This window comes from Pantoea sp. PA1, assembly GCF_056856975.1.
Genome location: NZ_JBXGEE010000003.1, coordinates 153,993 through 179,469, shown reverse-complemented (window position 1 = coordinate 179,469; position 25,477 = coordinate 153,993). Strand labels below are relative to the sequence as shown.

Below are 25,477 nucleotides of genomic sequence, written 5' to 3'. Positions count from 1 at the left end.
ATATTAGCTAACGCGGCAAAGTTAACAATCTCACGATCTCTCAAAGCCGCGTTTCCTGCTTTAAGAAAAAGATTATTTTAATGATCGGACAGACATTGAAGAAATGGTGTTTTAACGCAAACTGGCCGCATAAAATAGTCATTCTGATTCTGTCTGAGGATTTAATTCACCGCCACTTCATGGTGACAGATGCCGGTATTAAGGCAGCAAGTCGAATCGCCTTTTTCAGCGCTTATTAACGCATGCAGACTTATTCAGAGAAGAATGATTCCAAATCGCTTCAGTAATATTGCCCAGAGGGCAAAGAGCACGACGGTTATCGCGCAGGCGATGAGCAGTGTCAGCCAGAAGCCAGCACGCGGGTAAATAAAGGGGAACAGGATAAACATCGGCAGTGTCGGCACCACGTACCAGAAGGTATACCAGGCGTGAGCGGCAATTTTTTCCTGTGCCTGCCCTTCCAGCTTCATCCAGATAAGCACCAGCAGGGTCACCAGCGGCAGGGCCGCGAGCAGGCCGCCGAGCCGGTCGCTGCGCTTTGCCACTTCTGAGATCAGTACAACCATAAAGGCCGTTATCGCATATTTTGTCACGAGCCAGATCATCACACTCTCCTGAATCTTAAACCCACAAGTCAGCCCTGCGGGTTTAATAAAGCACCAGCAACGGCAGCAATATTCCCTGGCGGTAACGTTGTGAAGATCATCACGTGAATGCGCTTCACGCCATCGCAGCCATTATTTCTGCAGCCATTTTTCCAGCTGTTCGATTTCACCCTTCTGCGCTTTGATGATCTCCTGCGCCATCTTTCTCATTTCAGGATCTTTACCATATTTCAGCTCCGTTTCAGCCATGGCAATCGCTCCTCTGTGATGCTCGGCCATGCCGCTGGCAAAGGCCCTGTCAGGATCCTGCTCCTTCATTGCCGCCATCATGTTGTGATGCATCTTCTGCATGCCCGCCATGTACTCTTTTGATGCGGGAGAATCCGGCATATCGTGCGTCATTTTCATCTCTGCTTTCTGCGCCATGGCCGTCACCGGCAGAACCACCAGCAGTGATAGCAGGGCCATCTGTGACTTTTTCATGTTCTTTTCCTTTTGCGGGTTAAGAATTCTGAGTGTAGCTGACGGCAACCTTCATTTGCGCTAACCTGGTGATTAAGCCGGTCTGAGCGGATTTGACCTCTGAGCAGAGATCGGGATGCAGAACAGACCTGAACCATTAAGCTCATCAGCGTGAGAGATCATGAAAAAACCCATCGTCCCTGAAGACTTTAAACACTATTACCATGACTGGCACTTCTCTCCGGTTATCGAATCCGATGGCACATTCTATCTCTCAGGGGTTACCGCTGCGCGTAAGGACAAACCGATAAGCACAGATCCTGGCGAGCAATTTCATGATGCGTTTTATAAGCTGGGCGTCTACCTGAACGCTGCCGGTCTAACCTATGACAACATTGTGGAGATGACCACTTTTCATATCGACCTGAAAAAACATATCGCCGTGTTTTCCAGCGTGAAAGATGCCTATATCAAGGCCCCCTATCCGGCATGGTCCGCGATCGGCGTGTCGGAATTCATTCCGGAGAATGCGCTGGTGGAAATGCGGATTGTGGCCAGAAAATAGTGCCAGCCCGGCGTCAGTGTGAAGAAACGAAAACTGAGGCGTCCTGCGCAGGCGGAACAGCGAAGTGTTTCTGCATGCGTTTGATCTCCTCTGCCGGAGGCAGACCAAACAAGCGTTTAAATTCACGATTGAACTGCGAAGGGCTCTCATAGCCCACGGCGAAACTGGCCGAGGCCGCGGTCATCTGCTGACGAACCATCAGCATTCGCGCCTGGTGAAGGCGCACCGATTTCACATACTGCATCGGTGGCAAGCGGGTGATCGCTTTAAAATGAAGATGAAAGGTCGGCACGCTCATGCCCGCTTCATGAGCCAGCTCACTCAGCGTCACGGATTCTGCATAGGTGGCATGAATACGCTGCAATACTTTTCCTATTCTGCTGAACTGCCCCTGTAACGCCAGCGCGGCTCGCATGGCGTTACCCTGCGCACCGGTCAGTACGCGAAAATAGAGCTCCCGCAACCGCGCCTGGCCAAGAATCTCAGCTTCAAGCGGATTGTTCAGGACCTTAAGCAACCCCTCTACAGCTGACCTCACCGGCTCATCCATCGGGCTGGAGATCATGCTCTGTGGCGCGGTTGCAGGGTGCAGCGCCTCATGCTGATCGATCTGCAACATAAGCTCAGCGGCCAGCTGAAAATCCAGATGCAGATAAATGGCCAGCAGGGGATGCGCTGCTGAAGCATCGGTTTCCATCGTAAACGGAACCGGCACGGACACCGCCAGATAGTGCTGTTCATCATAGATGTAGGTCTGCTGGCCAAAATAACCGCGTTTGCTGCCCTGACAGACAATCACGATCCCGGGGTCATACAGCACCGGCGTTCTGGCCAGCGGGCGATTGGACCGCAAAATGCGCACACCCGATAACGCGGTCAGGTTGTAGCCCTCCTGCGGGGCAAGGGCTTTTATCAGGGTGATCATGTCGGACATCGCTGCACCTCATAAGATCAGGCAAGAAAACGAGAAGAAAGGGCCTGAAAATCCGGCTCCACAGAGAATACCATGCAATTCCGACAATTCATGGAGGTTCTGGTTATGACAACGGCAAAAACAATCCTGATCACAGGCGTCAGCAGCGGGTTTGGTCTTGCTCTGGCACAGGAGGCACTCAGGGCCGGGCATCGGGTCATCGGCACGGTGCGTAACCGTGCCGCGCTGGAGGCATTTGAGGCGCTGGATCCTGCGCGTGCGGCAGGCCGTCTGCTGGATGTGACAGAGGCTAAGCGTATTGATGAGGTGGTCAGGGAGATTGAGTCTACCTTCGGTGAAGTTGATGTGCTGGTAAACAACGCCGGTTACGGCCACGAAGGCATCATGGAGGAGTCTTCTCTGGAAGAGATGCGCCACCAGTTTGACGTTAATGTCTTTGGCGCGGTCGCGATGATCAAGGCTCTGCTGCCGGGCATGCGTCAGCGCCGTCGCGGCCATATCATTAACATCACCTCGATGGGCGGTTTTATCACCCTGCCCGGCATCAGCTACTACTGCGGCAGCAAGTTTGCATTAGAGGGCATTTCAGAAACCTTAGGCAAAGAGCTGGCACCCTTTAATATCGCGGTTACCGCTGTGGCCCCCGGCTCATTCCGCACAGACTGGGCGGGGCGTTCGATGGTAAGAAGCGCGCGCACGATCCCGGACTATGACGCATTATTCGACCCCATCCGTCAGGCCCGTGAAGAAAAGAGCGGAAAGCAACGCGGCAACCCCGCAAAGGCTGCCCGGGCCATACTGGCGCTGATTGAAAGCCACAATCCCCCCGCTCATCTGTTGCTGGGCAGTGATGCCCTGGACTTAGTGCGCCAGAAGCTGACGGCACTCAGTGAGGAGATCGATCGCTGGGAAACGGTTACGCGCTCGACGGATGACTAACCGGTTCCGCGACGGCGGGATGGAAGGGAAACGCTGGCTGAGACGTTCGTGCGCCCGGAGGTGCGGCGGATTAAGCGGATACTCAGCCCTGCCCCCACTGCCAGGCAGCTGGCCATCGTCAAAAGCGCAACGATAAACGCCTGAGAAATCCCGGCTGCACTTTTATCACTGCCGAGCAGGCTGTAGAAAAGTCCGCCGATGACTGCCACGCTGAGCGCCGTGCTGATTTGCAACGCGGCGCTGGTGACGCCAGCAATCATCCCTGAAAACGGCGCCGCAACCTGGCCTGTCACCATCCGCACCAGCGTTGGCATGGCCAGCCCCTGACCCAGCCCCGTCAGGAAAAGGAGCGCCGCGAGCGGCAGCATGGCGGGAGAGTGGCCTGTCTGCGTCGTGGCGATCAGCCAGGCCAGCCCCGCCAGTCCCGCGGTCTCGCATCCCATCCCGATGGCGCTGAGCAGATTGCCGACAAAGCGTCTCAGGTAAGGGGTGAGCAATGGCCCGATCAGAAATCCCAGACCAAAGGGCAGAAAAAGCGTGCCTGCTGTCAGCGCGTTCAGATGCAGCGCGCCCTGCAGATAAACTGAAAACAACAGAAAGAAGGTCCCAATCGAATAGAACAGCAGAACGATGACCAGTCCCTGCCCCAGGCCCGGCGCGCGCAACACAGTCGGATTCAGCAGTGGCGTTCCGCCCTTCAGGCTGAGGCGATGCTCATAACGCCATAATGCCGAGGCCAGCAGCGGGACCGTCACAAAGAGCAGCCACGTCCACCAGGGCCACCCTGCCTCCCGGCCTTCAATCAGCGGAACAATCAGCGCGCTCAGCGTCAGCGTTGCCAGCAGTGTGCCAACAGGATCGAGTCGCTGAGCGGAGGATGCACGCGTTTCCTTCAGTAGCGGCAGGCCAAAAAGAACAACCAGCAGCGCTACCGGCAGGTTAACCAGAAAAATTGCCCGCCATCCGAGATGAAACAGATCGGCCTGAATCAGAATGCCCCCCAGCACCTGTCCGATAACAGAAGCCAGCCCAAACACGGCACCATAGATACTCAGCGCCAGCGGTCTCTCCGCTTCAGGAAAAATAGCCTGAACGGAAGCCAGCGCCTGCGGGGCCATAATGGCGGCTGTCACCCCCTGCAGTAGGCGTCCGGCAATCAGAACCCAGGGTGACCAGGCAAAACCACACAGCACAGAGGCAGCGGCAAAACCGATCAGCCCCAGAAAGAACATCTTTCCACGACCATAAATATCACCCAGACGTCCTCCGGTAATCAGCGTCACCGCATACACCGCGGCATAGGAGGAGATCACCAGCTGCTCCGCCGAGGATGACGTACCCAGTTCATGCTGAATCGCGGGCAGTGCCACGTTGACGATAAAGAAATCGAGCGGCGGCAGGAAAGCGCCGACAAGTAAAATGATAAACATGGCCCAGCGACGTGGCTCGGCCTGCGGGATGTGATGTATGGACATTAATCACTCCTTAGAAAATGGAAACGTCCCCCGTCAGGGACATGAAGCAAGGGATCGGAAGGGGCGTGTCGCCTCTGTCAGCCCAGCGGCGCGACAATCAGCGCATACCGCCGGAGGCCAGTATCACTTCACCGTTTATCCAGCCCGCTTCCTCTGGAGCGAGAAAAGAGACGATCGGTGCAACATCGTCCACCTGACCGATACGGCCGAGCGGCGTCTGCGCTTCATTCCACGTCTGAAACACTGAATTCATTGCGCCAGCGCTGTGACTTCCTTCTGTTTCGATCAGACCGGGATTGACCGCATTTACCCGGATGCCGCGCGGGCCGAGCTCTTTTGAAAGAACCCCTGTGATGGCATCTATCGCGCCTTTAGCCCCGCTGTAGATGGCGCTTTCGGCGATGAAGACGCGGGTGACAAACGAACTGATGTTGATGATGCTGCCTCCCCTGCCCATGTAAGGGACGGCCGCCGCGGTGACTAACAACGGCCCCAGAACATTGATGTCGAACTGGCGGCGATAGAGCGCTTCGGTGCTCTCCTCAATGGCAGCGAACTGATAAACACCGGCGTTGTTCACCACAATATCCAGCTGTCCGTAATGCGCGAGCGTGGTGCTGACCAGAGCTTCAACGCCGGCCTGGCTGGTGACATCGGCCGCCACAGCCAGCGCCTCACCCGCGGCCGCGTCGATAGCGGCGACCACCTGCTCAGCCCCCTCTCTGTCTGAGAGGTAACTGACAACCACTTTCGCCCCCTCGGCGGCCAGCTGACGGGCTATTGCGGCTCCGATACCTTTTGAACCACCGGTAACAAGAGCGACTTTGTCTTTTAATCTCTTCATAGTTAGCTTCCTGATAAAGACGCCTGCGGCGACCCGATAAAAGCTATGTTGATACCTTCAAAGTTGTTTGAGAACTGACACTTTTGTATATTCGATGTTCATTTTTGTACGGAGGGGCGCGGCTGTGGAGTGGAGTGATGTTCAGGTATTTCTGGCCGTCATGCGTAACGGCTCTTACGGGAAAGCGGCCCTGAGTCTGGGCGTGAGTCATCCGACGGTAGGACGCCGCATAAAGGCCCTGGAGGATGAGGCGCAGCAGGCACTGTTTCGCCGGACACAGGATGGCCTGGTGCTGACCGATGCCGGTGACGGCGTGATGAAACTGGCCGAAGCGATGGAAAATTCGGCGCTGGCGATGGAGCGACGCCTGGCCGGAAATCATGAACGCCTTGAAGGGATTTTACGTATCTCAGCGGCAGAGTGGTTTACTAACTACGTGCTGGCACCGGTTCTGAGCGAACTGACGCGCCGTCATCCGGCGATCGTGCCGGAGGTGATCGCCAGCTTTCGCCTGCTCGATCTGTCGCGCCGCGATGCCGACGTCGCATTTCGAATTGTGCCTTTTACCGATCCCGACATCGTTCAGCGACGTCTGATGAGCGTGCCTTATGCCCTTTACGGGACGCCAGAGAAGGCGGAGGCGCTGTTAAGCGCCCCCTCTTCGGTGGGGCTGATCCTGATGAACAGCGCACAGTCATACTTTCCTGACGTTTCCTGGCTTCTGGAACGGTTTCCGCAGTCGGCCCCGGCATTCAAAAGCACCAGCCGGGCTGTTCAGGCGCAGATGTGCCTGCGCGGGATGGGCGTCGCCGTGCTGCCTCAGCCACTGGGGGACGCCACGCCAGGCCTGCAGCGCATTGCCACGCCAGATATGCCGCCTTCAAGGGATATCTGGGCAGGCTATCATCAGGACCTCCGTCATATGGACCGGCTGCGTGCCCTGCTTGATCTTGCAGAAACGATGCTGGCCCCGGAACCCGACTGACAGTGCATGACGGCGTCAGGTAGCTACACCGTCACTTTACGCCTGCGACCATTTTTAAGAGTCAGCGTGATGGCGGAAATCAGGAAATAGAAGACGCCAAACGCCGCGTAGGGGGCAACCGTGGTGACATCCAGATGCATATCACTGCTCGCCTGCCTGAACATAAAAATGCCCGCCAGCGCAGATTGCGCACCACTTAAAATCATCGCCCACTGCCCATTGGAAGAGTTCCAGCGGCGGAGGGACGCCGAAAGCTGAAGCAGGCCCGAAAATATTGCCCAGATACCAAAGACTTTGATGGTCGCATTTATGCTGACGGAGAGTGACCAGATAATGGCCGCCGCGACAATCAGGCTCACAATCAGGTTAAATTTCTGCGGTGGATTTACCGCTAATCCGCCTGACTTACTGGCATCTAAATAATTTGCCAGGGCATCCCAGGCCGGATAGAGAATAAAGAGAACGGCTCCGATGCCGGGATGATCTTTACCAATCAACACCGCGAGTAAAATCCAGATAACAGATGCGGTCGCACGGATATAGTAATAAGACTGAAGCCATTGGTTCTGGGCGTGCGTAATAGATGGTTGAGGGGTCTGCATAATAACTCTCCGGTTTGATATGAAGGTAAATACTTTCACAGGCGCTGACTGACTCAGAGCCAGGCGTTTCAGTGAGACGGGGCAATATCATTCAGGTCGTTTTCGCTAATTTCTCTCCGGCGATAACCGGCTTTGTTTATCAGACGAACACTGCGTATTCGCAATGGCCCTCCTCTGGGGCTCAAAGCAGGGAACCGGACGATCTCAGGCGCAGTCCAGATAACAATCGGCGTTAACGGGCTCACACTCCCTGGCGGGTAAGGTGGCGGGCAGACAAACGGCTCGTCCGGGATCAGTGAATAAACGTCAGCGTCACATCTCAACGCGAGTTCATTTTTATTCATCAGCTGGCACGGCAATGAAGCAGATTCACGATGCTCATTCGCATGGCAGACGGCCTCTGTGACTCGCTTTCTGTCCGCCAGCAGTTGCGCAAGAAGGGCATCAATGTGCGTACGCTGGGGAGTGGCAGCGATTGCTATTTTTTGCCCGGCGGGCAGTGGGACCTTTTGAGCCAGTGAAAGCCGGACCTGATTCTGCAACTGCGTCTGAAAACCGGCTGCAATGGCGTCAGGCTGGTTACTCATTCTAAAACAGAATGAAGAGAGAACAGGTAATGATGGCAGAGCACGAACTGTCGTCATAAATAACTTCCTCGTGTTTGCTGAGACAAAAGCGATCTGGTCCGCCAGCGGATGAATGGCAGAGATTCCGGATAATGTAATTACCGGGGATAATTAACCGTTCTTCTGGATAGCCCGCAATAAAATTCAGCAGCAGCGCGCTGAATTTAAATGAAAGCTGGAAAATAGTAACAGGTGCCGCAAAAGCGGCTATTTACCCGGACGCGATTAGTGACTTTTCAGTAATCGTTTTATTACCGGTTCGACAATTTGCAAAAATATGTCGGGATTATTAAAAGCGCGTGCAGCAATAATCGCACCATGTACCGTCGCCATAACCGATTTCGCTTCTGCTGCTGCACTTTCCTGCAGGTTAAAAACGTGGCTCTTATTTCCCCTGTCGAGCACGGCGGTCAGCCATTCCGTGAGATCGCTAAAATGTCCGGTCACTTCCTGAGCGACCTCTTCAGGTAAAACCGGTAACTCCACAGCCAGCATCACACAGATACAGAAAGGCGAGTTGTTCTCTTTTATGCAGGTGGCCCAGAAGTTCACATAGCTGTTAATCTCCCCCAGGGCATCTCCGGCGAAGTGCTGACTGATTGCCGCCATGCCTGTCTGTGCCTGCTGACGATAATCACTCACCACCGCCTGCACCAGATCCGCTTTGGCGGGGAAATGGTGATGAATACTGGATTTGCGGATTTTTACCCGCTCAGCCAAATCAGCATAGCTGAAGCTGTTATATCCGCCGGAGGTGAGCAGCATTCGGGTATGGTGCATTATTTCTTCGGCTTTCTGTGAACGTTCGGTACTCATGCATGCTCCGGCAGTTGAGATCAATTAACGGCAAATCGGTAAACGGCCCTGAACCTACTGACCGCCATGCGGGTTGTCAAGCGAGCCTGGCGCGCCTCCTTTACGCTTACTCAGGCCAGCCATACTGCTGAACACCCCATCGCGGAGTATCAATCCATGGAACAGGGCAGCGGCAAGATGCAACATCACCGTCATGAAAAAGGCCAAAGCAACCCAGCTGTGAAGCGGCCGCAGCACAGCATAGGCGTCGTTGCTGACAGGAAAAATGGCCGGCAGCACCCGGTCACCCAGGGTAATGGGATAACCAGCGGCCGACTGCATCGCCCAGCCGATGAGTGGCTGAGCCAGCATCATGGCATACAGCGCCCAGTGGGACAGATGCGCTAACCCCTTCTGCCAGCCCGGTAGCGTGGCCGGCAGCGCAGGTTTAGCGGTAGTGAAGCGCAGCCAGAGCCGCACAATCACCAGCAACAGAATCATCAGGCCCAGCGGTTTATGTATGGCCACCAGCAGGCTGTGCCATGACGACACCGTGGAGACCATGGCGACACCCATAAACAGCATTGCCATGATGGCCGCGGCCATCAGCCAGTGGATGATGCGCAGTGCCGGGTGAAAAGTGTTTTTCTGTTTCATCAGTGAGCCCCGGCCTGTTCGTGGGTGCGAGCATTATAAGATTTGGCATACGCAGATGAACGCGCATTCAGAAGCGGGTCATCCGAAGCTGCAATGCCATCCGGTAAAATCAGCGGATCGTAATTGATGTCGTTACACGCGCCATCCTGCTGAGCCGTCATCGTATGGATGGTGAGGGTTCCGGCAGTGATCTTCCTGCGGTCGTCTGGCCACGCCACCGACGCATCATTGCCTTTATCCCCTGCATCCGCCTCGGTGATGATCAGGTCCCACTGCTGCGGCCCCTGTGCCAGTCGCTGCTGCAAATCGTTCCGTAAGAAGTCAGCGTCCCCCTTCTCTTTTACCGCTATCGGCTGATAGTCAGCGTGCGGCACCATACTCCAGCGCACCAGATGGGAATGGCCCGCGGCATCGATAAAATTAAAGGCGTTCAGGCTGTTAAAGCGATCGCTTATCCAGCTGGAAGAAGGCACTGCCTGCTTTGCCCAGCCAAAAAAGCGTTTGATCTCCGGGTGCTGCTGCACAAAAGCCTGAACTTTAGCGGGATCGGGTTTACCCGTTCTGGCATCCGGCAGCGTCGCGGCCTGCAGATCGTAAAAACCCTCCACGCTCTGGACCGGAAAGAACGGCATCGCATTCATGCCGGTTCGCCACTGTTCACCATTTTTCTGATAAAAGGCCAGCGCCATGCTGCGCACCGGCACCGTATAGTCAGGCGCATGGGGATTGCCGCCTGCAATCGCCAGACGACCCACCACAGGCGTCACCCCTGGCGCGAACAGCGCGGCGCGCGACAGGGCACTGGCGTTACCGTTTGCCGAAAAGTCGCCCAGAATACAGACGCCTTTAGCATGATTGCGACGAAAGCCTGGATGCCTGCCGCCCGACTTTTCTAAAGCCGTGACCAGCTTATCCGAAGACAGCCGCGACCTGTCCAGCCAGCCACCCGCCCACAGTAAGAGCGCGATCAGCAGTAACGGTATGACAGCGATTATCGCCAGACGCGCTAATTTCTGACGATCAGAAAGAGAAGATTTATTCATTAACACACTCAACATTGCAGAAATTAACGTCAACGCTCATTCGCGCGTCATCCTTCACGTTTTGCCTCTGACAGAACGATGAACCCGTAAATCGCGCCGGGCCTGCAATGAATCTACTAGTAGGTAGGCTAAGGTGTCAAACGACTTTGCGTCTTTCTTTTAATCATCTGTGCTTCAGAGAGGAAGCTGGATGAGGGGCGTATCAGGAGTTACAGACAGCGTCTTTTCCGGCCGGTACATCGTGACAAATGGCGTCCACTCTTCCGGACGCCCTGCCCACCCGGCACGCTGTTTACTCAGTAAACCCTGAGCCGGTTACTGCGACATCTGTTGGGCAGATTTCAGATGCTGCTCGACAACCGGGGTATGCGCGTCGGCCAGCGCTTTTACATCCGGATCTTTTATCGTCTTAGCATCACTTTCCAGCGTTGACAGCACCATTTTATGGTCTTTCAGGCCGGCATTTTCCATATACATTTTGTCAAATGCCCCGCCGCTCTGCTTTTCCAGTTCCAGGGCCATTGCCTTATGCGTGGCATCCGGCTCAGTGGGTAACGCGACCCCTTTTTGCTGAGCGACCGTCTGCACTTTGGTCAGGGCAGCGCCGTGATCGGCAACCATCTTCTGAGCGAAGGCCTTAACGTCAGCGCTTTGCGACTTACTGAGCGCGATTTTTGCGGCGGCAATTTCATTGATATTGGCCTGCGCCATCTCTTTAACCGCTTTCTGGTCGCCGGCGCTGAGTTTTCCGTTCGATGCGGAGGAGGCGGGATTACCGCTTTGCGGTGTGTTCGTCTGCGTCTGAGCCTGCACGCTGGCAGTAGAGAACAGGGTCACCACTGCTGAGACAGCCAGCAGCCCCTTCACCGTTTTTGTGTATTGCATTATGTGCTCCTGAACAAGGCGGGAGAAAATGAACTCTGCACGGCACAAAGTTCCGGACAAAATAGATCTGAATACCGTGCAGAAATAGCGGAGTCAGGCACGGGTTTCCTGCGTTTTACCGCGACGGCTCACTGAACCCCCTTTACGTCCCGCTTCAACGGCCCGTTCAGGGTTATTTTTAAAATTCCCACTACTGGCTTTTCCGCCAATCCGTCCCGCTTCTGAAGCCCGCTGGGGATTTTCTGCGAAATTACCCGATCCGCCTCTGTGCTTGTTCATATTCATCTCACTTTTAATGTTAATGACTTAACAAGCGTGGTTTGAATGGTGTTTAAACACAACTTTTTATTATTAATTTCTTCAGGAAATAATCGCGCTGATTATTCCCGTTTCGATTAAAAATAAATATATAGTCTTTATAAGCAATAGCTTCACCCTGATATCTGTACCGGGCCGAAATTCACTGTATAGTTTCTTCCATGAGCTTTTAAGACGATTCTTAGCCCCGTCAATAACTCAGATAACCTGCTGACTGATCAGCATGTTAAATAATCTTACGAGCCTGATGCCACGCGTAAAATCAGCAAGAGTGGCGCTAAAAGAAGAAAATCACAGGCTGCTTTTCAGAAATAAAGCGTAAGCGGCAAAAAATAAAAAGCAGGAATGAGACAAAATCGTGAAGCTGAAATTTTAAGTAAATGTTTCCTGTTTCCGGGCCAGCCGTTGTCATGGATGGCAGATAAATGAACTGCGCCAGTAAAGTACCGCTTCCCTTAAAATGTGGCAATCTGTCAGAGGATCAAGAGCAATCCCGAATCGATGAAAATAAATTTTACTGAATTTGTGCCAGCGGCGCGGGACGCAATCCGGAAATCAATTCAATCTGCGTTTCCGACTGAGTCAGGTTCAATCGCCTCAATCAGGGATTTACCCTGATTATGAATGTTCCCGACTTTGCGGGTAACAGGATGCCAGGTAAAGGCCGTCTCAGGTAAGGCTGCGTCACGTGCGATCTCCTGCGCACGTTCTGGCGTGGTTTCTGCACTCAGCCATTCGCGTACTGCATCGGCACGCAAAACCAGCGGGCGACGGTCATGAATATCGACCATGCCTTGATTGCTCGCGGCCGTTACGATGACAAACCCCTCGCGCCCGTGATCCCTGCCGTAAGGCGCCCTGCCAATCGCAGCAAAGAACAGCGGCTCCTGCTTTTTATGGTAAATAAAATAGGGCTGTTTTGCTTTGCCGTCCCGCTTCCACTCAAACCAGCCATCTGCCGGAACAATGGCGCGTCCATGCTCCCAGAGAGGTTTAAACATACGCCCTGTGGCAGCCGTCTCACCCCGCGCATTGATGAGTGGCTGCTTGTGCCACCACTCCGGACCATAACCCCAGTTGACCGGGTCAAAGTGGATCTCCTCCTCCCGCTCATTGAGCAGCAGGACGTTTGTTCCAGGCGCAACGTTGTAGCGCCCTATCGGTTCCGGATCGTAAATGACCTCATCGGGCGTCAGCCCCAGTGCGTCAAAGTATTCATCTCTGCTGCTGTACTGCGCAAACCGTCCACACATAGTCACCTCCTCTGCAAAGGATAGTGTGTTACGGGCAGGCCGCTCAGGCTATTTTCAGGATGCGCTACTCTTATTCTGGTCAGCGTCAGCGAATACTGAGGTCACGACGCAGCTCATCAGAAAGAGGACGCGAAAATGAAAATTACGGTGGTTTTTGAAGATACAGGTGTGGAAGAAGAGCATGACTTTGACGCGAAACCCCGCGCAGGCGATTTAATTACGTTGCCGCGCGACGGAAAAGGAGAGGATTTTATCGTGCTGATTGAGCCCGATCCCGATCACACGCATGACGATGGCCGCGACGGACATCCCACTAAGGCCAGAGTCCGGCCTGCGTAGTGCCCCATTTGATTAAAATCGGCGATCCCGCGTTTAACCGATGCAGGCCGCCCGGTGTGGCATATACCGGGCGGCCCTTTCATGACAACGCAATAATCATCAGGTGCGCACGCGGAGTGCGGCCTCAATCCTGTCGGCAATTTTCGTGACCACATAGGCAATCACCATGTAGAACTCTGCCGCAATCAGGAAGGCTTCGAGATAGTAGAAGTTCAGGGCTGCCGTTAACTGGGCCTGAGCAAAAATATCCACCACTTCGATGGCAAACGCCAGCGACAGGGCTTTCATGATCACCATAAACGCATTCGCCAGGTCGGGGATTGCCGCCACGATGATCTGTGGAAACATCACCCGACGGAACAGCTGTCCGCCGCTGTAGCCGAGCGATAAGGCGGCATCCGACTGACCGCTGTCGAACGAATTCAGCGCGCCTTTCCACACTTCAGCCTGGAACGCCGCTACGCAGGCACTCAGCGCCACAATGATGATGACCCAGTTCGGCAGCGAGTGAGCATTAACCGCTATTCCGGACAGCGTGGCGACAAAGTGCAGCGCCGGGGGCAGACCGTAGTAGGCGAGAAAAATCACCACCACCATCGGCACACCTTTGAAGGCAATTTTGTAGGCGATGACCAGCTGCCGCAGCACTGGGATGCGCTGATGCTCAATAAAGGCAAACAGTCCGCCCAGCAGCGTCGAACAGATGAATACCGTCACTGCCATCAGCAGCGTTACCGGCACCGCATCCAGAATGCTCCAGAAGTCCGGCAGTAACACCTCAGCATCAAACATAGTTTTTCTCCCCTGCTCAGACGCTGGTGGTGAACTTCACGCGTGGTGCAGACTTAGCGCTGTACTTCGCATGACGTTGTTCGAAGAAGCGGATAACCAGCCACGCCACACCACACAGCAGTGAATAGAGCACGGCCAGCACCAGATAGGTGCCGAACTGATACTGGTTGTAATCGCGTTCCATAATCAGGTGTGCGGTCGCCATCACATCAGCTGCACCGATGTACATCACCAGCGCCACATTATGAATCAGATAGATAATGGCATTGCCGTAGCCCGGCAGCGCAAAGTGCACCGCCTGTGGGCCAATGACACGCAGCATTTTCTGGCGGAAGCTGTAGCCCAGGCTGTCGGTGGCATCGTGCTGACCACGCTCAACCGCAAGATACGCCGGGCGCATCACTTCCGACAGGTAACCTCCGTGATAGAGGCTCAGGCCGATCATCGCCGCCACGTTGGCGGTAAAAAAGTCGCGAAAACCGAAGTTATCGGTAATCAGTGGCATGCCGTAGAAGGCAACAAACAGCTGCAGCACCACGGGCACGCTGCGCGCGTAGGAGACATAGAGATCGGCCAGCTGGCTGATCACGGGAAGACGGCGCACGCGGAAAAACGTGGCGATAAGCGCCAGAAAGAACCCGATAATCATCGCCACAAACATGATGCCGAGCGTCAGAGGCAGCGCCGACAGCAGTTCTGGGATCATGGAGGATAGATTCACGGTGAAACACTCCTGCTAAAAAGGACAGCCTGCGCCCGATCTGACACCGGGCGCAGTGAATCTGTTACTTCATGTACTTCGTCACGTCTTCGCCAAACCACTTCTGCGCCAGCTTATCCAGCGTGCCATCCGCTTTCAGCGCCTTCAACGATTGAGCGATGTCATCACTCAGCGCCTGATTCTCAGCGGAGCGGTGGATCAGCACATAGGTGTTGTTAATCACTACCGGCTCACTGGCTTTGATCGCCAGCTTCTGGTTGTCGATGACCGTCTGCTCACCCAGATTTGACGGCAGGATCAGCGCGTCATATTTCCCGTTCTGCACCTCTTTCAGGCGATCCGGGTAAGGCACACCCGCGCTGGACGCTTTGATGGTGATTTTGTCGTTCGGGTTATCCTGCTGCCACTGGGTGACAAACTTATAGACGCCGCCGCCTGCGGTCACCGGCACGATATTCTTACCGACCAGATCTTTCATGCTGTTGATGTTGCTGTCGCTGCGACTGTAAATCTTCATCAGGCTGGCACCGATCGGTGCATCGGGGATGAGGAACTGTTTACTGCGGGCAGGCGCTTTATAATATCCGCCCGTCGCCATGTCATATTTGCCGGTCACCAGACCGGTTTCCTGAGCGATATCCGCCGCGCCTTCCATCACAAATTTATACTGTGGCAGTTTCGCGTTGATCGCTCTCAGTACGTCCGGCTCGTAGCCCTGTGGCTCATGGCCGATTGCGCCCCATGACAGGGGTTTGGACTCTGCTGCGGTGGCGATCTTAATGGTGCGAACGGCATCCGCAAAGCTGTTACCGCTGATCAGGGCCAGTGCGATGATGCCAGGCGCGGCCAGGCGACGAAATGTGGTTTTGATTGCAGGCATGTCTCTGACTCCTGTGTTTATTAGAATACTTTTTCTGAGTTGAGGAACTGGGCAAGGCGCGGCAGCGTGGGGTTATCAAACATCTCTGCTGGCGTCCCCTGCGCAGCCACCACACCCTGATCCATAAACACGATGCGGTTCGAAATGCTCTTCGCAAACTGCATTTCGTGCGTCACCAGCAGCGAGGTAATGCCGGATGACGCCACATCTTTGATCACTTTAAGCACTTCCCCCACCAGCTCAGGATCGAGCGATGAGGTCGGTTCATCAAACAGCATCACATCGGGACGGACTGCCAGAGCCCGGGCGATACCGGTACGCTGTAACTGCCCGCCAGACAGCTGTGACGGATAGTGATGGTGCTTCGCCCCCAGCCCTACGCGCTCCAGCTCCTGCACGGCGATGTCGCGCGCCTGCTGTCGGGGTTTACGCTGGATGACGATCAGCGGGTCCATCACGTTCTCCAGCACCGTCATGTTCTTGAAGACGTTAAACTGCTGAAACACCATGGCGGTACGCAGACGGATCGCCTGAATCGCCGCTTTGTCGGGTGACTGATAATCCATGCGGATCTGATCGAGCTGAATCGTCCCCGCGGAGGGCTTCGCCAGATAGTTGATGCAGCGCAGCAGCGTGGTTTTCCCGGTGCCACTTGGCCCGATGATCGACACCACATCGCCACGTTTGACCGACAGGTCAACGCCTTTAAGAATCGGGTTGCTGCCGTAAGCGAGCGTAATATTGTTGAGTTCTAACATCCGGTGCAGCCCTTATTTGTTCAGGTCAGCATGGCCGAGCACATGCATCAGACGGTTGGCCCAGCCAAAGATGGCGATGGCGTGGATGAGATCGAGGATCTCCTGATCGTTCATGCCGACAGCGCGCAGAGCGGCCACATCGTCCGGCGTCGCCTCAGAGGGCGTGACCGATAAACGACGGGCAAAGTGATAGATCGCCGCGTCGCGTTCACCTAATACATCGGCCCTGTCGAAGTAGACCGCACTGACCACCGCGTCATTCCCGGCCAGCTGGGCATGACGGCGCGCATGCACCACCGCACAGTAACGACAACCGTTGACGATGGATGCACCGAGCGCGCCCAGCTCTCGATCCGCGCGGTCCAGTCCCCCTTCAACATACATAATGGCGTTGAACAGGCCGGTGCGGGCGGTGTAACTTTCGGGATCGTGCACCAGCGTGCGCACGTACTCTGAGATTTTCTTGTTGGAGGGCGTCACCTTCATCGCATCAAGCTGTGCCGGTGTCGCCTGTTCAACCTCGACCGGCGTGATATAGGGATGCCAGTGAAGTGGTTTGAGGTTAACTGACGGAATCATGCGGACCTCATCAGGCGTAAGCCAGCCGCGACGCGCGTCTGGAAGTTAACAAAGGCGATCAGTTCCGAGAGCGCGACGATTTGCGGATTACTTAACCCGGCCTGCTCAAGCAGCCGGATATGCTGTTCGGTCGCCTGAATGGGTTGCTGCGTCACCAGATCGGCATGGCGCACAATCGTTGCCAGTGGCTCTTCACTCACCCTACCGCCCGCGGCCAGGGTCAGCAGCACGTCAGACGGATTTAACGCCGCCAGCTGAGCCTGGTAATCCCGTTGCAGGGCGGCATCGTCGTTCTGGTGTGCCATGCGCTGGGCCAGCGCCAGACGCAGATCCGCCGGTAAACCCTGTTCATCTTCGGGCGCCAGCACGGACAGACGGCACGCTTCTGCACCCTCAACAAATTCGGGGCGCAGGCGGCGCGTCTGATACAACGCCTCATCGGGTGTTAATCCGGCTGCCTGATCAATAACGTCGATCACAACGCGTTCTCCTGTTTTAGTTGCGGGGTTGAATCCACCCATTCATCGCCCTGCAATTCAGGGGTGTCATAAGCCTGTAAACTGGCGAAGTGCTGTTCGACATCCTCGGCAAACAGCGAGGCCGTTATGCCGCGCACCAGACGATCGGCCCCCGCACTCACGGCCGGAATATCGCCGGAGACTTTGCCGTGCGTCAGCATCGCGGCATCGTTAAAGCAGTGGATGTGTGCCAGCATCGGGCAGGCCCCCGGCGTCACTTCGCGAAACTCAAAGGAAGGCCCCAGATCCGGCGCGTCCAGCAGGTTCTGACGTGCTGGCCCCATCTCTGGCTGATAACGGCCGTCGGCCCAGCTGCGGATATGCGGCGCGATGGCAGCAAACTCAGGCCGGCCGTTGAAATCGTTGGTGAAACCGGTGGCGGCAATCAGGAAGTCGTAGCGCAGTGCGCCCTGGGTGGTTTCAATCACCAGGCCCTCTGCTTCCTGCCTGACGGCGTTAATAGCACAGTCGAGAAAGAAACGCGCATTGTCATGACGGGAGACGCGCAGGGTTGACGCGCGCGGCGGCGGCGTTTGTGTCGCGGCGGTGTAGTCGACAAACTTCCATTTCCACGCATCCGGCAGAGAGTGCATGCCGTGTATTACCCCCTGGCTGCCGATGCCGGTCATCTTGTTGATACGCGGCATCTCTTTGCGCCGGATCAGCAGATCGACCGCTGCGGCACCCTGCTCCAGTGCGGTGGCAGCGTTATCCATCGACGACGCGCCTGCTCCAATCACCGCCACGCGTTTGCCCTGTAACGCCGCAAAATCGATCTCATCGGCGGAGTGTGCCCAGAACCGGCGATCAATACCCTGCAGGAAATCCGGAACGGCAAACCCGCCCAGTCCTGAACGTCCGGTAGCCAGCACCAGACGGCGTGTGTAAACACGGCCGGTTTCGGCGCCGTCCAGATCCAGCGCAATGACATCTCCGGCCTGGGCGATAGTGCAGACCCGCACGTTGTTCTGCACCGGCAGATTCAGCACCCTGCGATACCAGATCAGATAATCCATCCACTGCGCTTTAGGGATTTTATCCAGCGCCTGCCAGGCTTCCTTGCCCCACTGCGCCGTAAACCATGCGCGGAAGGTCAGCGGTGCAAGACCCAGTGCCGGGCCCTGCAGCGTTTTCGGCGAGCGCAGGGTTTCCATGCGTGCAAAGGTCACCCAGGGGCCTTCACGCCCTGCCGGTGCGGCGTCATACGCCACCACATTGCTGATGCCGGTGAGCTGTAATTTAGCGAGCGCAGCCAGACCGCACATACCGGCACCGATGACCACGACATCGCGAACCGGCGCCCCCTGCCAGGTGCGCTCCGGCACCCAGGATTTGGCGGGCAGTTCCAGACATTCCAGATCCTGCTGCAGCTGAGCTTCAAGCGCGGCAAGGCCTTTGGCGGCATACGTCATATAAAGATTTCCCTGGTGTCAGCGATCGCCGGATAGCGGGCGAAAACGATTAAAACGCGCCGATGACCCTGCTTTTTAATTATCTTAAAAACACATAGTAAGCGGATAAGAATCATCATAACGCATAGTAAGAACTCAGCTTTCGCATATTCCTCTTGCCCCAAATCGGAGTCAAGAAGCACGCTCACCCATTGACCAATGGATTTCTTATATCTTATGCCGCATAAGTTATAAGTATTGAAATTACAGGGATTATTCAGAAGCCTGCGCCCGGTTAATCCTGATGGGTATCTGTTGATTGTGGCTGGACGAGAGGTCACCCTGCCGGGTGACCGGGAGAGGCGGTGTTAATTCTGGTTGATAATACGCATGACGCGTGGATGTTCACTGGCTGTCAGACGTTCAAACCCCGGCAACAGGTGTGCGGCAGCATCGGCCAGGGCTTCCACCAGCGCCTGGACCGCACTGGAAATCTGGCGGCCCTGAGGGGTGATGACGCCAAAGAAGTAAGGAATATCTTCCTGAATCGGGCGGATTGCCACACCGGCCAGCGGCATGCCCCAGCCCGTTACCGGTTCGAGGATCGCCACACCTAATCCAGCCCGCACGCAGCCCAGGATATTGGCCGAGGAGTTGGTTTCAATGGTTTCCAGCAGCGGGGCTCTGACCTTTTTCAGCGCTTTTTCATAGCGTCCGCGTAAGCGCTGCGGGCTGAAGGGAGCGATCAGCCGGCGGCCTGCCAGCTGGTTCAGTGAAAGCTCACTGTTCGCCGCCAGCTCATCCTCTTCCGGCAGCGCCACGACGCACTGCGACTGTCCAATCCAGTGCAGTTCAACCGCGTGATGTTCCAGCGGCAGACTGCATAAACCGATGTCAGCCTCTGCGGTGATCACCGCGTGCGCCGTCTGGACGGCAGATTCACTGATGATCTGGACTTTGTTCTGCAGGTTCAGTGCCGCCAGCGCCTGCGGCAGTAATCCGGCCGCCAGCGCAGGCGTAGCAGCAATACTGAGCGGGCGATGCTGCTGATGCGCAATCTCCTGGGCGCGTAAGCGGATCTGCTGCAAAGAGAGCAGTGCTTTTTGCACATACTGATGCAGCTGTAACGCCTCTTCAGAGGGATGAATGCGTGGGCCGTTGCGGATAAACAGGGGGTAGCCCAGCGACTGCTCCAGCTCCTGAATCAGACGGGAAACAGCGGGCTGCGAGCGGTTCAGTGCTTTGGCTGCCGCCGTGACGCTGCCCGCAGAAATTACCGCCGAGAAGGCCTCCAGCTGACGCAGATCGAGGTCATTTAACATGGTCATCGCGAAGATACTTCCCTGAGTCGTTGATCGTTCCCGACAGAGAGTCGGAAAAAGTCATCATAGAGAGAGTGTGCAGAATTAGCCACCACGAGCAATCTGCGGGGCAGCGCAGTCCGTCATCCCCCATCACCCTGCTGCATGTGAACGCTGGTAAAGAGATAACGGAAATGTCACCCTTCAATGATGCTGATTACTCAGGAAGGTCCGGGGATCCGTCGCCACGGCATTATGCTTTTAACTGATGACGCGGCTGAAAGCCGATCCTGTATCAGGATAACTGACGGCGGGCCGTCAGTTCAGGTAATAGCGGTGCTCATCATGATAAATCATCAATGAATTAGTGCCCGCTCATCAACTTTTTTACCTCTTCAGGTTTGTCATGCACGCCGAACCGGTCAACCAGAGTCCGGGTCGCGTCGTTCATTCCCCTGATGTCGACGTCGGTGCCCTCACGGCGAAACTTAATCACAATGCGGTCCAGCGCATTGACTGCGGTGATATCCCAGAAATGGGCGTGCGTCACGTCGATCACCACACGATCCAGCTTCTCGCGAAAATCGAAATGGCGGGTAAACCGGTCAGCTGAGGCAAAGAAGAGTTGTCCGCTCACGGTATAGGTACGGGTATTGCCCTCTACGGCAGAGGAAACGGCCATAAAGTGGGCCACCTTAGTGGCAAAGTTCAGTGATGCAATCAATACCCCGGTCAGCACGCCAAAGGCCAGATTATGGGTGGCGACCACCACGGCCACGGTCGCCAGCATCACGACGCTGCTTGAAAGCGGATGGGTGCGCAGGTTTGCAATGGATTGCCATGAAAAGGTGCCGATGGAAACCATAATCATCACCGCAACCAGCGCCGCCATAGGTATCTGCGACACCCAGTCGCGCAGGAACACCACCATCAACAGCAGCACCACGCCCGCCGTAAGCGTCGAAAGCCGTCCCCGCCCACCCGATTTAACATTGATTACCGACTGGCCAATCATGGCACAGCCCGCCATCCCGCCAATAAACGAAGTGCAGATATTGGCAATACCCTGTGCTTTGCACTCGCGGTTCTTGTCACTCGCTGTGTCGGTCATATCATCCACAATTGTGGCGGTCATCATGGATTCCAGCAGCCCTACCACGGCCAGCCCCGCCGAGTACGGCAGAATGATCAGCTGGGTCTCAAGGTTAAGCGGAATATCCGGAATGAGAAACACCGGCAGGCTGTCAGGCAGTTTACCCATATCGCCCACCGTGCGAACGTCCAGGTGCAGCCAGACAGAGATAACGGTCAGCACGATGATGCAGACCAGGGGAGAAGGAATCGTTTTATTCAGGTACGGGAAAAGATAAATAATGCCGAGTCCGGCAGCCGTGAGCGCATAGACGTACCAGGTGACATGCGTCAGCTCCGGTAACTGCGCCATAAATATCAGTATCGCCAGTGCGTTCACGAAGCCGGTCACCACCGAGCGTGAAACGTAGCGCATCAGGCTGCCGAGCTTGAGGTATCCGGCTATCAGCTGGAACACGCCGGTCAGCACAGAGGCCGCAAGCAGATATTGCAGTCCGTGGTCTTTAACCAGCGTGACCATCAGCAGTGCCATCGCACCGGTTGAGGAGGAGATCATCGCCGGGCGGCCACCAAAGAAGGCCATGACGATGGGGATACAGAAGGCGGAATAGAGGCCGACCTGGGGATCGACACCAGCAATGATGGAAAAAGCGATCGCTTCCGGAATAAGCGCGAGCGCGACAACAATACCGGCAAGGAGGTCACCACGGACGTTACCCAGCCAGTCCTTACGCGTCGAGGACAGCAGCATAATAATTTCTCAGATTTTGAATAAAGTCAGCCCGCAGGGGCAATAATTTTCAGATACGAAAAGATCCATCCGCAGACGGGATGTTCAGGGCGCGCAGCTGAGCGGGCTCAGTGCGACAGAGGAGGGGTAAGACTCAGGGTGGCGTAAGACGCATGATTTCAGGTTCTCCTTTACGGCTACAAAATGCCTTCAGGACGGAAGTCATCCCGCGCAATGCTGTTCTGAACGCGGGCCGTGATATCTGATCAGAGCGAAAAGCTGACCAGACAGACCCGTTACTATAAACGAATGCCATGACCGATCAATCCCGCTTGCAACAGGTCAGCGCCTTTCCGCGCAGGGCGAGCGGATGTCAATGCGCCAATCCGTGGCTATTCTTACCTTGCAACCAGCCAGCTCTGTAAGCGAAGGCATCTGCCCAGGCCGATGGTCAGGAAAGAGAGGTGACAGTGTGGCTTTATAAGGACAGCGGACGAAGGCCTGATGCGAAGCCGCGACGATAAACTGATTAAAAAGGTGACATGATGTCTAAAACGCGGTGGCTTCTTCTCCGGCTGACCCGACAGCTCTGGTTTCGCAGTTCATTATTCGCGCTGCTGGCGATTATCACTGCCCTTGTCGCTATCGCCCTTAAACCCTTTATACCGGTTTCGGTATCAGGGATTGTGGGCAGTGACGCAGTCGATAAGATCCTGACGATACTCGCCTCAAGTATGCTGGCCGTCACCACTTTCTCGCTCAATATCGTGGTTACCGCTTATAACTCTGCCAGCAGCAGCGTGACGCCACGCGCTACGGTGCTGCTGCTTGAAGATGGCACAACGCAGAATGTGCTGGCGACCTTTATTGGCTCCTTTCTTTACAGCCTGGTGGGCATCATCGCTCTCGGCATGGGCGCCTATGGCACCCAGGGGCGGGTGATTCTCTTTTTTGTCACCCTGGTGGTCATTGCCACAATTGTCGTGACGCTGCTGCGCTGGATACAGCATCTGGCCCAGTTTGGCTGCATGTCTGACACATCACATCGCGTCGAAGAAGCCACCACGGCAGCCCTCCACGATCGCCTCCGGCAACCCTGTATGGGCTGCTCTGCCTGGAACGGTGTTCTGCCGGAGAATAGCGCCCCGCATAGCATCTTTCATCCGCAGACCGGCTATCTGCAACATGTTGACCTGCAACATCTTTCCGACTTCGCTCAGGAGAACGACTGTCATCTTTATCTTGCTGCTCAGCCGGGCACTTTTATTCATCATGGCGCCCCGCTGCTCTGGTGCGATCGGCCACTGGAGGAGGATGAGAGGCAGAGAGTGTGCCATGCCTTCACCCTGGGTGAGCAGCGTTCCTTTGAACAGGACCCCCGCTTTGGGCTGTGTGTCCTGTCCGAAATCGCCTCACGCGCGCTATCTCCGGCGGTTAACGATCCGGGCACTGCGATCGATATTATCGGCCGGGCGGTCAGGTTGTTCACCCTGCCCGCCTCTGCAGACTCTGCCACCACGCACTACCCGCGGCTCTTTATGCAGCCCGCACAAATCTGCGACATGTTTGACGATATTTTCACCGGGATTGCGCGCGATGGTGCCGCACTGGTCGAAGTTCAGTTGCGCCTGCAGAAAGCGCTGCACTCGCTGGCGGTGATTTCACCTCAACGTTATGCCGCAGAGGCGCAGCGCCATGCCCTGCTTGCGCTGACACGTGCCAGTCACGCAATGCATTGTGAGGCAGACAAAGAGGCAGTTAAACGTGCTTATGGCTGGCACTATTTAAACGGGACGGGAATAAGTGAAGAAGAGAGCCTGATATGAAACAATATCGGCTGGCAGAGAAAGGTTTTAATTAAAGTTGCCAGTAACACTGCGGCAGCGCTTATTTATTGATAATGGTTTCGTAAATTAACCCTCATCTGTCAATGTATTAAAAATGAAAGCCCCGGCAGGAATGCCGGGGCCTGAGGCTAAGTCAGAATTAACATCTCTGATTATTCAGACTTACGTCCGCCCCCGTGGCTATTCTGGCCACCTTTTTTGCCCGCTTCTGAAGCTTTTTCACGGTCATTGGCGAAGTTACCGCCGCTGTTTTGCCCGCCTTTTTTACCCGCTTCAGATGCTTTCTCAGGGTTTTCTGCAAAATTACCTGAACCACCACGATGTTCGGCCATATTATCCTCCTGGATAACTTTTCTAAAAATAGATGGTAACCGGCATGATAAATATCGCCAGCCGTATTCGTGTTGCAATGTTTATTCTAGAGGGGGCAGAAATGTTTGCAAGCGGACCCGTTTAAACTCTGCGGGGAAAAAGCATAAGCGAGACGCATGCCAGGCGAAATAAGCCAGACGACAGGGATGAAAATTTTAAAATTAAAACAAATTCTTATGACACTGAGTTGAAAGTTATATTTTCCGCGCCCCGTTAATAAAATATTACCTTTGTTAAAATTTATAAAAACAGAGCACTGTGACGCTGTGCTGAAGCATGCTTGTTCAATCGAAAAGAGTTCAGATGGGCTCTGACTCACTCATTCTGCAGAAAGAGTGGCAGATAAGCGTAACCGAGTCTGTAAAAGCCCGTATGATTTTACTCAGTTCCAGGTTCAGAAAAACACCAGGTGCAGTTTGTTAGCAGCCTGATGGATCTGCAGCGCGGCTTGGGGCGCCTGGCCATCCGCCGGAAACACACCTTAAGGATTCAGCCCTTTCAGTGGCTATCTCACAATAATTTACGCTGGCAAACAGTCTGTTTTAGTCAGAATCAGCAGGCGTTTTGACTCCTTTCTGATGTGCGATCCGCTTAACCCAGCTCCTCTGGATTCGTAGTGTATCTTCAGCGCGCCTGTTGAAGAGCCCTCCAGCCTCGACGTGCCAGTTTGTCCTGAATGCAACAGATCTGCTCTTAAACAGTTTCTGCATTAATCGTTAAATAATCAGAGTTAAAGAGGTTACAACCTTCTGAAATGCATTTTTTTCATTACCTATCCAATTTTTTAGATAAACATAAAATTAATGCTTAATAAAAATGTAATACGTTTCAGCCTGTAAAAGCTGTTACCGTGAACTGTATCTCACTTTCAGATCTGGCCTGACAAAACAGCACCCGCCAGAAAGATACATTAAAGATCTAACAAACCTACCTGCTACTTTACACACAACAGTTAATCACCAGACACTTCTTATTACATCTACATCCCTTCTCTTTTCATGCTTTTTTTAATTTACTGCAGGCAACCCCACGGCGGGATTATCAGCAACGTGTTTTTTACTCATGTATTTCTTAATTTAAGGATGGACTATGAGACTCAATAAAATCACTTTTGCGTTAGGAGTTTTGCTAATTATGTCATCCCGGCTATCAGTCGCAGCGCTGTTGGA

General features: G+C 54.8%; 28 protein-coding genes. 5 read left to right on the top strand and 23 right to left on the bottom strand.

Annotated features, from left to right (window positions below):
* Window positions 1-254 precede the first annotated feature (254 nt).
* Window positions 255-605 carry a DUF3147 family protein gene (locus tag AC1V0D_RS14350; protein WP_009092904.1) on the bottom strand — a complete coding sequence of 117 codons (351 nt, stop codon included), beginning with the start codon at window positions 603-605 and terminating at the stop codon, window positions 255-257.
* Between the two features lie 132 nt (window positions 606-737).
* Window positions 738-1,073 carry a CopM family metallochaperone gene (gene copM / locus AC1V0D_RS14345; RefSeq protein ID WP_476640354.1) on the bottom strand — a complete coding sequence of 112 codons (336 nt, stop codon included), beginning with the start codon at window positions 1,071-1,073 and terminating at the stop codon, window positions 738-740.
* Between the two features lie 175 nt (window positions 1,074-1,248).
* Here copM and AC1V0D_RS14340 point away from each other — a divergent pair, with 175 nt between their 5' ends.
* Complete coding sequence (locus tag AC1V0D_RS14340) at window positions 1,249-1,632, top strand: Rid family hydrolase (RefSeq protein WP_058957130.1); 384 nt, start codon at window positions 1,249-1,251, stop codon at window positions 1,630-1,632.
* 13 nt (window positions 1,633-1,645) lie between these two features.
* On the opposite strand, the gene AC1V0D_RS14335 is transcribed toward AC1V0D_RS14340, so the two are convergent.
* Entirely contained in the window at window positions 1,646-2,566 is a 921-nt protein-coding gene (locus AC1V0D_RS14335) for an AraC family transcriptional regulator (RefSeq protein ID WP_325974276.1), read from the bottom strand.
* Between the two features lie 105 nt (window positions 2,567-2,671).
* Between AC1V0D_RS14335 and AC1V0D_RS14330 the strand changes: the two genes are divergently transcribed.
* Window positions 2,672-3,505, top strand: a complete 834-nt coding sequence (locus AC1V0D_RS14330) for an oxidoreductase (RefSeq protein ID WP_482907637.1) — start codon at window positions 2,672-2,674, stop codon at window positions 3,503-3,505.
* Here AC1V0D_RS14330 and AC1V0D_RS14325 read toward each other — a convergent pair.
* Window positions 3,502-4,980 (bottom strand): MFS transporter, encoded by a 1,479-nt coding sequence (locus AC1V0D_RS14325; protein ID WP_140029131.1) that lies wholly within the window; start codon window positions 4,978-4,980, stop codon window positions 3,502-3,504. The two genes, AC1V0D_RS14330 and AC1V0D_RS14325, sit on opposite strands and share 4 nt — an antisense overlap.
* 97 nt (window positions 4,981-5,077) lie before the next feature.
* A complete protein-coding gene (locus AC1V0D_RS14320; RefSeq protein WP_482907636.1) occupies window positions 5,078-5,824 on the bottom strand; it encodes an SDR family NAD(P)-dependent oxidoreductase in 747 nt (248 codons plus the stop codon).
* A 124-nt stretch (window positions 5,825-5,948) separates the two neighbouring features.
* On the opposite strand from AC1V0D_RS14320, the gene AC1V0D_RS14315 reads away from it, so the two are divergent.
* Window positions 5,949-6,809, top strand: coding sequence for a LysR family transcriptional regulator (locus tag AC1V0D_RS14315; protein ID WP_337025669.1), 861 nt, complete (start codon window positions 5,949-5,951; stop codon window positions 6,807-6,809).
* A gap of 23 nt (window positions 6,810-6,832) precedes the next feature.
* Here AC1V0D_RS14315 and AC1V0D_RS14310 read toward each other — a convergent pair whose 3' ends face one another.
* The 8 genes from AC1V0D_RS14310 to AC1V0D_RS14275 form a co-directional block, all read right to left on the bottom strand.
* On the bottom strand, window positions 6,833-7,450 hold the full coding sequence (locus AC1V0D_RS14310; RefSeq protein WP_267370839.1) for a DUF308 domain-containing protein: 618 nt from the start codon (window positions 7,448-7,450) through the stop codon (window positions 6,833-6,835).
* Between the two features lie 29 nt (window positions 7,451-7,479).
* Complete coding sequence (locus AC1V0D_RS14305; RefSeq protein ID WP_267370837.1) at window positions 7,480-8,055, bottom strand: hypothetical protein; 576 nt, start codon at window positions 8,053-8,055, stop codon at window positions 7,480-7,482.
* Window positions 8,056-8,262: 207 nt separating this feature from the next.
* Window positions 8,263-8,853 carry a TetR/AcrR family transcriptional regulator gene (locus AC1V0D_RS14300; protein WP_150029102.1) on the bottom strand — a complete coding sequence of 197 codons (591 nt, stop codon included), beginning with the start codon at window positions 8,851-8,853 and terminating at the stop codon, window positions 8,263-8,265.
* 54 nt (window positions 8,854-8,907) lie between these two features.
* A complete protein-coding gene (locus AC1V0D_RS14295) occupies window positions 8,908-9,489 on the bottom strand; it encodes a cytochrome b (RefSeq protein ID WP_337025667.1) in 582 nt (193 codons plus the stop codon).
* Complete coding sequence (locus AC1V0D_RS14290; protein ID WP_482907635.1) at window positions 9,489-10,532, bottom strand: catalase family peroxidase; 1,044 nt, start codon at window positions 10,530-10,532, stop codon at window positions 9,489-9,491. The genes AC1V0D_RS14295 and AC1V0D_RS14290 overlap by 1 nt, the downstream gene beginning before the upstream one ends.
* Before the next feature lie 315 nt (window positions 10,533-10,847).
* On the bottom strand, window positions 10,848-11,417 hold the full coding sequence (locus AC1V0D_RS14285; RefSeq protein WP_150029105.1) for a DUF4142 domain-containing protein: 570 nt from the start codon (window positions 11,415-11,417) through the stop codon (window positions 10,848-10,850).
* Between the two features lie 93 nt (window positions 11,418-11,510).
* The gene (locus tag AC1V0D_RS14280) at window positions 11,511-11,696 is read right to left on the bottom strand and encodes a con-10 family general stress protein (protein ID WP_072215481.1); all 186 of its coding nucleotides are present in this window, start codon (window positions 11,694-11,696) and stop codon (window positions 11,511-11,513) included.
* A gap of 599 nt (window positions 11,697-12,295) precedes the next feature.
* Window positions 12,296-12,988 carry an SOS response-associated peptidase family protein gene (locus tag AC1V0D_RS14275; RefSeq protein WP_337025664.1) on the bottom strand — a complete coding sequence of 231 codons (693 nt, stop codon included), beginning with the start codon at window positions 12,986-12,988 and terminating at the stop codon, window positions 12,296-12,298.
* 135 nt (window positions 12,989-13,123) lie between these two features.
* Here AC1V0D_RS14275 and AC1V0D_RS14270 point away from each other — a divergent pair, with 135 nt between their 5' ends.
* Window positions 13,124-13,327, top strand: coding sequence for a hypothetical protein (locus tag AC1V0D_RS14270; RefSeq protein ID WP_009092886.1), 204 nt, complete (start codon window positions 13,124-13,126; stop codon window positions 13,325-13,327).
* Between the two features lie 99 nt (window positions 13,328-13,426).
* On the opposite strand, the gene AC1V0D_RS14265 is transcribed toward AC1V0D_RS14270, so the two are convergent.
* The 9 genes from AC1V0D_RS14265 to AC1V0D_RS14225 all read right to left on the bottom strand — a co-directional run bounded on the left by AC1V0D_RS14265 (window position 13,427) and on the right by AC1V0D_RS14225 (window position 22,110).
* Complete coding sequence (locus AC1V0D_RS14265; RefSeq protein WP_482907634.1) at window positions 13,427-14,119, bottom strand: amino acid ABC transporter permease; 693 nt, start codon at window positions 14,117-14,119, stop codon at window positions 13,427-13,429.
* Between the two features lie 16 nt (window positions 14,120-14,135).
* Window positions 14,136-14,825: an amino acid ABC transporter permease gene (locus AC1V0D_RS14260; protein ID WP_009092884.1), complete on the bottom strand. Its 690-nt coding sequence runs from the start codon at window positions 14,823-14,825 to the stop codon at window positions 14,136-14,138.
* A gap of 79 nt (window positions 14,826-14,904) precedes the next feature.
* Window positions 14,905-15,720 (bottom strand): transporter substrate-binding domain-containing protein, encoded by an 816-nt coding sequence (locus AC1V0D_RS14255; RefSeq protein WP_482907633.1) that lies wholly within the window; start codon window positions 15,718-15,720, stop codon window positions 14,905-14,907.
* Between the two features lie 20 nt (window positions 15,721-15,740).
* Entirely contained in the window at window positions 15,741-16,478 is a 738-nt protein-coding gene (locus AC1V0D_RS14250) for an amino acid ABC transporter ATP-binding protein (protein ID WP_482907632.1), read from the bottom strand.
* A gap of 12 nt (window positions 16,479-16,490) precedes the next feature.
* Complete coding sequence (locus AC1V0D_RS14245) at window positions 16,491-17,057, bottom strand: peroxidase-related enzyme (RefSeq protein WP_140029120.1); 567 nt, start codon at window positions 17,055-17,057, stop codon at window positions 16,491-16,493.
* The gene (locus AC1V0D_RS14240; protein ID WP_482907631.1) at window positions 17,054-17,536 is read right to left on the bottom strand and encodes a CMD domain-containing protein; all 483 of its coding nucleotides are present in this window, start codon (window positions 17,534-17,536) and stop codon (window positions 17,054-17,056) included. The genes AC1V0D_RS14245 and AC1V0D_RS14240 overlap by 4 nt, the downstream gene beginning before the upstream one ends.
* The gene (locus tag AC1V0D_RS14235; protein ID WP_471803730.1) at window positions 17,533-18,987 is read right to left on the bottom strand and encodes an NAD(P)-binding domain-containing protein; all 1,455 of its coding nucleotides are present in this window, start codon (window positions 18,985-18,987) and stop codon (window positions 17,533-17,535) included. Before AC1V0D_RS14235 ends, AC1V0D_RS14240 begins: the two co-directional genes overlap by 4 nt.
* Window positions 18,988-19,334: 347 nt before the next feature.
* Window positions 19,335-20,294, bottom strand: a complete 960-nt coding sequence (locus AC1V0D_RS14230) for a LysR family transcriptional regulator (protein WP_482907630.1) — start codon at window positions 20,292-20,294, stop codon at window positions 19,335-19,337.
* A gap of 337 nt (window positions 20,295-20,631) precedes the next feature.
* Entirely contained in the window at window positions 20,632-22,110 is a 1,479-nt protein-coding gene (locus AC1V0D_RS14225) for a SulP family inorganic anion transporter (RefSeq protein WP_482907629.1), read from the bottom strand.
* A 521-nt stretch (window positions 22,111-22,631) separates the two neighbouring features.
* Here AC1V0D_RS14225 and AC1V0D_RS14220 point away from each other — a divergent pair.
* Entirely contained in the window at window positions 22,632-23,915 is a 1,284-nt protein-coding gene (locus tag AC1V0D_RS14220; protein ID WP_482907628.1) for a DUF2254 domain-containing protein, read from the top strand.
* 173 nt (window positions 23,916-24,088) lie between these two features.
* Here AC1V0D_RS14220 and AC1V0D_RS14215 read toward each other — a convergent pair whose 3' ends face one another.
* Window positions 24,089-24,268 (bottom strand): con-10 family general stress protein, encoded by a 180-nt coding sequence (locus AC1V0D_RS14215; RefSeq protein WP_009092874.1) that lies wholly within the window; start codon window positions 24,266-24,268, stop codon window positions 24,089-24,091.
* Window positions 24,269-25,477 lie beyond the last annotated feature (1,209 nt).

Bases quoted from the DNA above. Each gene is read 5' to 3' on its own strand.
- AC1V0D_RS14350 (WP_009092904.1), bottom strand. From the start codon at position 605: ATGATCTGGCTCGTGACAAAATATGCGATAACGGCCTTTATGGTTGTA.
- copM (WP_476640354.1), bottom strand. From the start codon at position 1,073: ATGGCCCTGCTATCACTGCTGGTGGTTCTGCCGGTGACGGCCATGGCG.
- AC1V0D_RS14340 (WP_058957130.1), top strand. From the start codon at position 1,249: ATGAAAAAACCCATCGTCCCTGAAGACTTTAAACACTATTACCATGAC.
- AC1V0D_RS14335 (WP_325974276.1), bottom strand. From the start codon at position 2,566: ATGTCCGACATGATCACCCTGATAAAAGCCCTTGCCCCGCAGGAGGGC.
- AC1V0D_RS14330 (WP_482907637.1), top strand. From the start codon at position 2,672: ATGACAACGGCAAAAACAATCCTGATCACAGGCGTCAGCAGCGGGTTT.
- AC1V0D_RS14325 (WP_140029131.1), bottom strand. From the start codon at position 4,980: ATGTCCATACATCACATCCCGCAGGCCGAGCCACGTCGCTGGGCCATG.
- AC1V0D_RS14320 (WP_482907636.1), bottom strand. From the start codon at position 5,824: ATGAAGAGATTAAAAGACAAAGTCGCTCTTGTTACCGGTGGTTCAAAA.
- AC1V0D_RS14305 (WP_267370837.1), bottom strand. From the start codon at position 8,055: ATGACGACAGTTCGTGCTCTGCCATCATTACCTGTTCTCTCTTCATTC.
- AC1V0D_RS14300 (WP_150029102.1), bottom strand. From the start codon at position 8,853: ATGAGTACCGAACGTTCACAGAAAGCCGAAGAAATAATGCACCATACC.
- AC1V0D_RS14295 (WP_337025667.1), bottom strand. From the start codon at position 9,489: ATGAAACAGAAAAACACTTTTCACCCGGCACTGCGCATCATCCACTGG.
- AC1V0D_RS14290 (WP_482907635.1), bottom strand. From the start codon at position 10,532: ATGAATAAATCTTCTCTTTCTGATCGTCAGAAATTAGCGCGTCTGGCG.
- AC1V0D_RS14285 (WP_150029105.1), bottom strand. From the start codon at position 11,417: ATGCAATACACAAAAACGGTGAAGGGGCTGCTGGCTGTCTCAGCAGTG.
- AC1V0D_RS14280 (WP_072215481.1), bottom strand. From the start codon at position 11,696: ATGAACAAGCACAGAGGCGGATCGGGTAATTTCGCAGAAAATCCCCAG.
- AC1V0D_RS14275 (WP_337025664.1), bottom strand. From the start codon at position 12,988: ATGTGTGGACGGTTTGCGCAGTACAGCAGCAGAGATGAATACTTTGAC.
- AC1V0D_RS14270 (WP_009092886.1), top strand. From the start codon at position 13,124: ATGAAAATTACGGTGGTTTTTGAAGATACAGGTGTGGAAGAAGAGCAT.
- AC1V0D_RS14265 (WP_482907634.1), bottom strand. From the start codon at position 14,119: ATGTTTGATGCTGAGGTGTTACTGCCGGACTTCTGGAGCATTCTGGAT.
- AC1V0D_RS14260 (WP_009092884.1), bottom strand. From the start codon at position 14,825: ATGATCCCAGAACTGCTGTCGGCGCTGCCTCTGACGCTCGGCATCATG.
- AC1V0D_RS14255 (WP_482907633.1), bottom strand. From the start codon at position 15,720: ATGCCTGCAATCAAAACCACATTTCGTCGCCTGGCCGCGCCTGGCATC.
- AC1V0D_RS14250 (WP_482907632.1), bottom strand. From the start codon at position 16,478: ATGTTAGAACTCAACAATATTACGCTCGCTTACGGCAGCAACCCGATT.
- AC1V0D_RS14245 (WP_140029120.1), bottom strand. From the start codon at position 17,057: ATGATTCCGTCAGTTAACCTCAAACCACTTCACTGGCATCCCTATATC.
- AC1V0D_RS14235 (WP_471803730.1), bottom strand. From the start codon at position 18,987: ATGACGTATGCCGCCAAAGGCCTTGCCGCGCTTGAAGCTCAGCTGCAG.
- AC1V0D_RS14230 (WP_482907630.1), bottom strand. From the start codon at position 20,294: ATGACCATGTTAAATGACCTCGATCTGCGTCAGCTGGAGGCCTTCTCG.
- AC1V0D_RS14225 (WP_482907629.1), bottom strand. From the start codon at position 22,110: ATGCTGCTGTCCTCGACGCGTAAGGACTGGCTGGGTAACGTCCGTGGT.
- AC1V0D_RS14220 (WP_482907628.1), top strand. From the start codon at position 22,632: ATGATGTCTAAAACGCGGTGGCTTCTTCTCCGGCTGACCCGACAGCTC.
- AC1V0D_RS14215 (WP_009092874.1), bottom strand. From the start codon at position 24,268: ATGGCCGAACATCGTGGTGGTTCAGGTAATTTTGCAGAAAACCCTGAG.